The organism is Arenimonas sp. (assembly GCF_022842045.1).
GTDB lineage: Bacteria > Pseudomonadota > Gammaproteobacteria > Xanthomonadales > Xanthomonadaceae > Arenimonas.
The window spans coordinates 1-8,180 of sequence record NZ_JALHQI010000101.1; the positions used below are offsets into that span (position 1 = coordinate 1).

Below are 8,180 nucleotides of genomic sequence, written 5' to 3' on the forward strand. Positions count from 1 at the left end.
GGATGGCCTGCCGCCGCCGCTCAGGCCCGCGCCCGAGCACGCCGAGGGCCCGCTGCGCCTGCTGCCGCTGCTGGTGCGCGGCGATCCGGCCGCCGTGGCCGAGGTCGGCGAGCGCATGGAGCAGGTGCTGCTGGACACCGGCATGGCCGGCGCCGACACCGCGCTGCTGGCGCAGGACGGCTTCGGTGCCGCGGTCGAGCACGCCCGCCTGCTGACCCTCAACGACCTGGCCGCGATGATGGCGATGCAGTACGACCACGCTGGCCTGGGCCCGCTGTGGCCGCTGGTCGAGGCCGCGCTGCTGGCGCCGGACAGCGAGCAGTGGCTGGATGCCCCGCCCGAACCGCTGGCGCGCTACGCCGGTGGCGAGGTGCGGCTGGCCATGCTCGACGCCGACGCCTGGGCCGAGGGCGGCTTCGCGCCCGCGGGCGCCGATGCGGCGGCGCTGGGGCGCGCGTTCGAGCGCTTCCAGATGCGCCAGCGGCAGTTCGCCGCGGTGCTGGGCGCGCACGCAATCCCGGTCACCTTCGACCACTGCCCGGCCGGGCAGGATCCGCGCGCGGTGCTCTCAGCCTGAATCAGGGCCACGGCTTCACGCGGCGGCGGTGGTTGCCGGGGGGGACATTGCGGAACAATGCCCGGTCTCCCGGAGTCCCGCCGATGCCCCTGTTTCGAATCCTCGCCCTGTCCTGCCTGATCGCCAGCGCCCCGTTTGCTCGCGCGTCCGAAGTCCCCGGTGGCAGCCCGGAAGTGAACCCGGCCCCGTTCGCGGCATCGACGGACGTGGCCAATGGGGCGGTGGCGACGTCCTGCGGCCAGCGCGCCGAAGGCGACACGCGGCCGCGGGTGGGCCTGGTGCTCGGCGGCGGCGGCGCCCGCGGCTTCGCGCACGTGGCGGTGCTCAAGGAGCTTGAACGGCAGCGCATCCCCGTGGACTGCATCGCCGGCACCAGCATGGGCGCGATCGTCGGCGGGTTGTACGCCTCGGGCATGAGCGCGGTCGAGCTCGAGAAGCAGATGCGGGCGATGGACTGGGGCAGCATGTTCGTGGACCGCCTGGAGCGGCCGCAGCGCTCCTTCCGCCGCAAGCGCGACGACGACCTGGCGCTGGTGGCCGGCAAGCCCGGCATCGGCAACGAGGGCATCAAGATCGCGCCCGGCGTGCTTTCCGGCGAACGCGCGCTGCTGCTGCTCGAGGCGCTGACCCAACCGGTAGCCACGCGCGAGGACTTCGACGCGCTGCCGATTCCCTTCCGCGCCGTGGCCACCGACCTCAATTCCGGCCAGCCCGTGGTGATCGGCTCGGGCAACCTGGCGCTGGCCATGCGCGCCAGCATGTCCATCCCCGGCATCTTCAAGCCGGTGGTGATCGGCGACCAGGTGCTGGTGGACGGCGGCCTGGCCAACCAGGTGCCGGTGGACGTGGTGCGGGCGATGGGCGCCGACATCGTGATCGCGGTGGACGTGAGCACGCCGCTGTCCAAGCTCGACGAGGGCGCCAGCCTGTTCTCCATCGTCGACCAGATCAGCGGCTTCATGACGGTGGGCAGCGCGCGTGCGCAAACCGGCACGCTGGGTCCGCGCGACCTGCTGGTGCGGCCGCCGCTGGGCGGCGAGGTCTCGACCTCCGACTTCGCGAAGATCGAGCTGGCGATGGAGCTGGGCGAGCGCGGCATCGAGGAGCTGCGCCCGCGGCTCGCGGCGCTGGCGCTGCCGGCCGAAACCTACGACGCGGCGATGGCCACCCGCGACCAGCCCGCGCGCGAGGCGCCGGTGGTCGACTTCGTGCGCCTGGACAACCGCAGCCGCTACGCCGATGCCTTCCTGCTGGCGCGGCTGGACATCGCGCCCGGCCAGCCGCTGGACACCGCGCGCCTGCAGCGCAACCTGCAGCGCATCTACGGCCTGGACACCATGGACCTGGTGATCTACGACCTGATCGAGGAAGACGGCCGCACCGGCGTGGTGGTGCGCGTGGTGCCGCACAGCTACGGCCCGAACTACCTCGAGACCGGCCTGAGCCTGTACTCCGACTTCAGCGGCGATTTCTTCGTGAACCTGCGCGCCGGCGTGCTGCGCGCGCCGGTGAACGAGAGCGGCGGCGAAGTGCGCGGCCTGCTGCAGCTGGGCGACGAGCCCGGCCTGCTGATGGACTGGTACCAGCCGCTGGGTGCCGACAGCGACTACTTCACCGTGCTGCAGCTCAGCGCCGAGAGCCCGAAGTTCACCCTGTTCAACGACGACGGCGATCGCATCGCGAACTTCCGCGCGCCCAACTGGGGCGGCGAGATCGGACTGGGCCGCGAGTTCGGAAACTTCGGTGCGGCCGTGCTGGGGGTGCGCCGCCGGTTCGGCACCGCGAAGCCGGAACTGCTCGATCCGTCGTTCGAGGAGCTTGACTACGACCTCGGCGAGGCCGAGTTCGCGCTCACCTACGACCGCATCGACAGCACCTACCTGCCGCGGGCGGGAACCTACGCGGTGTTCAGCCAGGTGGCCTCGCGCGAGAGCCTGGGCGCGGATGGTGATTTCGACCAGTCCAACTTCGACATCATCCACGCGCGTGCCATCGGCAAGCACTCGGGCTTCGCCGGCCTGCGCTACCACGTATCGAGCAGCGACCTGATCCCGATCCAGAGCCAGTTCCGCCTCGGCGGCCTGACCCGTTTCGCCGGCTACCGCCCGAACGAACGGCTGGTGGACAACTACGCCCTGGTCTACGGCGGCTACACCTACGAGCTGGGCCGCGTGCTGAGCCGGCCGGCGGTGCTGGGCACCACGCTCGAGTACGGCCGCACCTGGGCCACCGGCGCCGACCTTGATGGCGCCGAGGGCGAACTGCACGGCAGCGTCTACTTCGGCTTCGACTCCTGGCTGGGCCCGCTGCAGCTTGGCTACGGCCTGCGCCAGGGCGGCGACGGCATCTTCCTGCTCGAACTGGGCCGCCCGCGCTGAGCCCTCAGCGCGCCGCGCGGCCCCAGTAGCCCAGCTCGCGGCGGATCTGCAGGCCGCGGTACAGCGACGACAGCGGCTTGCGCCTCAGCACGCCCAGTTCACCCGCCAGCAGCGCCTCGGTGGCGGCGATGACGCGCTCGCTGGCGCGGCCGTCGCGGGCGGGGTGGATGGCGTCGGCATAGTCGGCGATGGACTGCACCAGCGACGGCGTCGGCGCGAAGGCGCGCTCGAGCTGCGAGCGCAGGTCTTCGGGCCGGTCGAAGTCGAGCATGTGCGGCTTCGGCGCGCGGTTGCGGAAGGTGACCACCGGCTTGCGCTGCACCGCGAACTCGGAGACCACCGAGGTGGTGTCGGCCACCAGCACGTCGGCGGCGCGCTGGGCGGCGATGAGCTGCTCGGTCTCGACGAACACGGCGCTGTCGCCGGCCAGCGCGCGGTAGCGTGCGAACAGGTCCGGCGCGCACTTCGGGTGCAGGGTCAGGATCCAGAAGCGATCGCCGCGCGCGATCTCGGCGGCGATGGCGTCGGCCAGGTGCGGCGCCGCGCTCAGCCGTTCGGTGAAGGTGGACGCGAACATGACCACCGGCCGTCCGCTGGCGCGCAGCCGCAGCGCGCGCGCCTCGGCATCCTCGTCGCGGAACAGCGGGTCGAGCTTGGGCCAGCCGGTCTCGACCACGGCGAAGTGGCCCTGCTCGCGCGCCATGGCTTCGAAGGGCGCGGTGGTCAGCGGCCCCTGCGTGCAGTAAAGGTCGAACAGCCCGCGCACGCGGAAATGGCCGCGGTGGTCGGCGCGCTTCTCGACGTTGAAGCCGTGGAAGAGCTGCACCTTGGCGCCGGACACGAAGGTGGGCACGGTATTGGCGGCACTGAACACCGCGCGCGGCCGCAGGGCCACCGCGGCGCGCACGTCGACCGGGCGCACCGGCGCCGGCAGCGTGGCGCCCGCGGCGCCGGCCACGAACAGGCTGCTGACGCCGTGCCCGGCGGCTTGCAGCGCGCTCGCCAGCGGCCCCAGAATGGGCAGCGCATAGCGCTCCGTCGCGAACAGCAGGTATTCCGCCATCAACGCCTCCCCGGCTACGTCGCCGCGCCTCTCGGCCTGCATTATCACGTTCAACGAGGCCGGCCGCCTAGCCGACTGCCTGGACTCGCTGGCGTTCTGCGACGAGATCATCGTGGTGGACTCGCATTCCACCGACGCCACCGTGGCGATCGCCGAGGCCCGGGGCGCCCGGGTGTTCCTGCGCAAGTTCGAAGGTTTCCGCAGCCAGAAGCAGTTCGCGGTCGAACAGGCCGCGCACGACTGGGTGCTGTGCCTGGACGCCGACGAGCGCGTCAGCCCCGCGCTGCGCGACGCCATCCTGGCCGCGCGCGACACCGGCTTCAACGGCGCGGCCGGCTACCGGTTCGCGCGCCTGTCCGACTACTTCGGCCGCTTCCTGCGCCATGGCAACGCCTATCCCGACCGCGTGCTGCGCCTGTTCGACCGCCGGCGCGGCGGCTGGCGAGGCAGCCGCGAGATCCATGAAGCGGCCAGCGTCGATGGCCCGGTGCAGACGCTGGCCGGCGACCTGATCCACTACCCGTACCGCTCGCTCGAGCAGCAGCTGGCCAAGACCCAGAAGTACGCGCGCATGATGGCCGAGCACGAGTTCGCCCGCGGCAACCGCGCCTCGCTCGCGAAGCTGGTGCTGGCGCCGGCCTGGCGCTTCTGGCGCGGCTACCTGCTGCGCGGCGGTTTCCTGGACGGCTGGCACGGCCTGGTCTACGCCTACGTCCGCGCCAACTACGTGCGCCAGAAGACCGTGATGCTCTGGCTCCTCCAGAACAACCAGCCCGTCGCCGACCCTGTAGGAGGGCCTTCAGGCCCGAACCCCACGCCCCCCGTGGGAGGGATTTCAATCCCGACCCCGCCGCCCCAGGACCCCTGACATGTGCGGCATCGCCGGCGCCTGGCTCCCCGACGCGCGCGATTCGGAAGATTCGCTGCTCGCCCTCGGCCGTCGCCTCGGCTCGGCGATTGCACACCGCGGACCTGACGACGCCGGCGCCTGGGCCGAGCCCGCCGCCGGCCTGGTGCTCGCGCACCAGCGCCTGGCCATCGTCGACCTCAGCCCCGAAGGGCACCAGCCGATGGCCTCGGCCGACGGCCGCTGGATGATCGCGTTCAACGGCGAAATCTATGACCACGCGGCGATCCGCGCCGAGCTGGTCGCGCTCGGCCACGGCTTCCGCGGCCGCTCCGACACCGAAGTGCTGCTGGCCGCGATTTCGCAATGGGGCGTGGAAGGTGCGCTGGCGCGCGGCAACGGCATGCTCGCCTTCGCGGCCTGGGACCGGCGCGAACGGACGCTGTGGCTGGCGCGCGACCGGCTCGGGAAGAAGCCGCTCTACTACGGGCTGATCGACGGGCGCCTTGTGTTCGGCAGTGAGCTGGCCGCGCTCCGGGCGCTGCCCGGCTTCCGCGCCGAAGTCGACCCCGACGCGTTGGCGCTGCTGCTGCGCCTGGACTACATCCCCGCCCCGCATTCGATCCTGCGCGGCGTGCGCAAGCTGCCCGCAGGCCATCTGCTGAGGCTCGATGCGGCGGCCCTGGCCTCTGCCACGCTGCCGGCGCCGCGCGGTTGGTGGAGCGCGCTGGGCACGCAGCGCGCCGCGATCGCCCGCGGCTTCGACGGCGACGAGGCCGCTGCACTGGACCAGCTGGACGTCCTGCTGCGCGATGCCACCGCGCTTCGCATGGAGGCCGACGTGCCGCTGGGCAGCTTCCTCTCCGGCGGCACCGACTCCTCGCTGGTCACCGCGCTGATGCAGGCGCAGTCTTCGCAGCCCGTGCGCACGTTCTCCATCGGCTTTGACAATGCCGTGCACGACGAGAGCGAGCAGGCCGCCGCGGTCGCCGCCCACCTCGGCACCGCCCACACGCCGCTGCACGTGGACGGCCGCGCCGCGCTGGACCTCGTGCCCGAACTGCCGCGGCTGTTCGACGAGCCCTTCGCCGACTCTTCGCAGATCCCGACCACGCTGCTGTGCCGCCTGACGCGCCGGCACGTCACCGTGGCGCTGTCGGGCGACGGCGGCGACGAGCTCTTCTTCGGCTACCGCCGCTACGCCCGCACGCTGAAGAACGACGCGCTGCTGCGCCGACTGCCGCGCAAAGCCCTGGCGAAGCTGGCAGGCAATCCCGGCGAGCGAGCGCGCCTGGGTGGCCTGGCCGCGCTGCGCGCCGAGCTGGCCACCGGCGACCTGCAGGGCCTGGCCCGGCATCGCGTCAGCCACTGGAAGGACCCCGAGGCCGTGGTGATCGGCGCGCGCCGCCTCGCGACGGCCTACGACGACCCGCATGCGATGCCCGGCGCCGGCACGGCCGGCGACGCGCTGATGGCGCTCGACACCGCCTGCTACCTCCCCGAGGACATCCTCACCAAGGTCGACCGCGCCAGCATGTCGGTGGCACTGGAAGCGCGCGCGCCGCTGCTCGACTACCGCGTGGCGGACTTCGCGTGGTCGCTGCCGATGGCGATGAAGTACCGCGATGGCGAACTCAAGGTGCTGCCCAAGCGCCTGCTCGAGCGCTACCTGCCGCGCGAGATGGTGTATCGAAGCAAGGCCGGCTTCGGCGCTCCCGTCGGTGACTGGCTCCGCGGGCCGCTGCGCGAGTGGGCCGAGGCCCAGCTTTCCGAGCAGCGCCTGCGCGAGGAAGGACACTTCGAACCGGCGCCGATCCGCGCGCTGTGGAGCGAGTTCCAAGGTGGCGAGCGCAAGTGGCACACGCACCTGTGGGGCGTGCTGATGTTCCAGGCGTGGAAGGACGCGTGGCGTTGAGTCCGCCAATCGCTTTGGACGCGGATCAACGCGGATGGACGCGGATGACAGCGGATTTCTTTTGGCGCGGGCGTTCTCCGCCGGTCAGTCGTCGCCCTGGTCGCTCTTGGCTTCCCGCGAACGGCGGGCACGCAGCATTTCGCGCAGGTCCGGCGGGGCCACGCTGAGCCCCCAGAGCAAGGCGACGGCGTAGGGCATGAGGAGCCCCCCGAGGGGAAGGAGCATGGCCTTCCACAAGGGAACGAGACCGGCATCGAACTGCGCTGCGGCCACGGCCGCGAGGACGATGAAGCCGATGACGGCGAGCGCGTGCAGCATCCTCACGAATTTCCGAGCCCGCTATTCGACAACGGCCGGGCGCGGCTAGGGCAGCGCCGCTTCGTACATCTTGTAGCCGGCGTCCACCATGCCCAGCGACTCGTAGGTGCGCTGGGCGTTGGCGTTGTGGTGCTCGACGTACAGCCGCAGGCCGCAGACGTCGGCGCGGGCCTCGGCGGCCTGCTTCACGTGTGCGTACAGGGCGGCGTACACGCCCTGGCGGCGGTGTTCCGGGGCGACGTACACGCTCTGGATCCACCACCAGTCGCCGTTGCGCCAGTCGCTCCACTCGTAGGTGAGCATCAGGGTGCCGGCGGCTTCGCCCTGGCGTTCGGCGATGAAGTAGCGGCCGCGGCCGGGCTGGTCGAACACCGCGCGGATGCCTTTGCGCACGGTGTCCGGGTCGAGCTTCTTCTGTTCGGTTTCCCAGGCCATGGCGACGGCCCAGCCGGCCATGCGCTCGATGTCGTCGACAGTGGCGTTGCGAATGACGATGTCAGGCATGGGGATTCCCGGGGTCTGGCGGCGCGCCCAGTTTAGCGGGCGCGCGCCAGGCAGGTTGCCCCGGTTTAGTCCGCGGGGCCGGCGTCGGCCGGCGGGGCGTTGACCAGTTCGATCACGCCGCAGGCGATGCGGCCGCCGGCGTTGCCGGTGGGCTGGGTGGTGTAGTCATCGGCCTGTGCGTGCACGATCACGCCCTTGCCGACGATGTCGTTGGCGCCGCCGCTGGCGATCTCGAGCCCGGCCAGGGTCTGGTCGACGACCGCCTCGCCGTTGTCGCCGGCGGTCTGGTTCGGGATGTCGCCGGCGTGGTGCGGGCCGCCGGTGGCGCGGTCGCCGTGGGGCTGCTGGCCCGGATTGAAGTGGCCGCCGGCGCTGGTGGCATCCGGCGCGCTGCAGTCGCCGAACTCATGCACGTGCAGCGCATGCGTGGCGCCCGGCTGCAGGCCCGCCAGCGTGCCGGTCACGCGCACGCCACCGTCGGCGATGTCGAACAGCAGCTCGCCAGTGACGCCGCTGTCGCCCACGGCGGCGAGCGTGGCGCGCGCGGAGGCCGCGAGCTGGGCCTGCGCCGGCGCGGG

At 72.1% G+C, this 8,180-nt stretch carries 7 protein-coding genes and 1 pseudogene; 4 read left to right on the forward strand and 4 right to left on the reverse strand.

Annotated elements, in window-relative coordinates; all coding sequences use genetic code 11:
* Both Q0C12_RS14210 and Q0C12_RS14215 read left to right on the forward strand, forming a co-directional pair.
* A pseudogene (locus Q0C12_RS14210) lies at nucleotides 1-577 on the forward strand (hypothetical protein); the annotation flags it as partial.
* 83 nt (nucleotides 578-660) lie between these two features.
* Nucleotides 661-2,955, forward strand: coding sequence for a patatin-like phospholipase family protein (locus Q0C12_RS14215; protein WP_290891321.1), 2,295 nt, complete (start codon nucleotides 661-663; stop codon nucleotides 2,953-2,955).
* 4 nt (nucleotides 2,956-2,959) lie between these two features.
* Here Q0C12_RS14215 and Q0C12_RS14220 read toward each other — a convergent pair whose 3' ends face one another.
* Nucleotides 2,960-4,021, reverse strand: a complete 1,062-nt coding sequence (locus Q0C12_RS14220) for a CDP-glycerol glycerophosphotransferase family protein (RefSeq protein WP_290891333.1) — start codon at nucleotides 4,019-4,021, stop codon at nucleotides 2,960-2,962.
* On the opposite strand from Q0C12_RS14220, the gene Q0C12_RS14225 reads away from it, so the two are divergent.
* Together Q0C12_RS14225 and asnB are read left to right on the forward strand one after the other, a co-directional pair.
* Nucleotides 4,017-4,886, forward strand: coding sequence for a glycosyltransferase family 2 protein (locus tag Q0C12_RS14225; RefSeq protein WP_290891335.1), 870 nt, complete (start codon nucleotides 4,017-4,019; stop codon nucleotides 4,884-4,886). The two genes, Q0C12_RS14220 and Q0C12_RS14225, sit on opposite strands and share 5 nt — an antisense overlap.
* Before the next feature lies 1 nt (nucleotide 4,887).
* On the forward strand, nucleotides 4,888-6,780 hold the full coding sequence (asnB, locus tag Q0C12_RS14230) for an asparagine synthase (glutamine-hydrolyzing) (RefSeq protein WP_290891324.1): 1,893 nt from the start codon (nucleotides 4,888-4,890) through the stop codon (nucleotides 6,778-6,780).
* Nucleotides 6,781-6,864: 84 nt separating this feature from the next.
* On the opposite strand, the gene Q0C12_RS14235 is transcribed toward asnB, so the two are convergent.
* The 3 genes from Q0C12_RS14235 to Q0C12_RS14245 form a co-directional block, all read right to left on the reverse strand.
* Nucleotides 6,865-7,098 (reverse strand): hypothetical protein, encoded by a 234-nt coding sequence (locus Q0C12_RS14235; protein WP_290891326.1) that lies wholly within the window; start codon nucleotides 7,096-7,098, stop codon nucleotides 6,865-6,867.
* 45 nt (nucleotides 7,099-7,143) lie between these two features.
* Nucleotides 7,144-7,602 carry a GNAT family N-acetyltransferase gene (locus tag Q0C12_RS14240; protein ID WP_290891329.1) on the reverse strand — a complete coding sequence of 153 codons (459 nt, stop codon included), beginning with the start codon at nucleotides 7,600-7,602 and terminating at the stop codon, nucleotides 7,144-7,146.
* A 65-nt stretch (nucleotides 7,603-7,667) separates the two neighbouring features.
* On the reverse strand, nucleotides 7,668-8,180 hold a 513-nt coding region (locus Q0C12_RS14245), incomplete at its 5' end, for a superoxide dismutase family protein (RefSeq protein ID WP_290891331.1).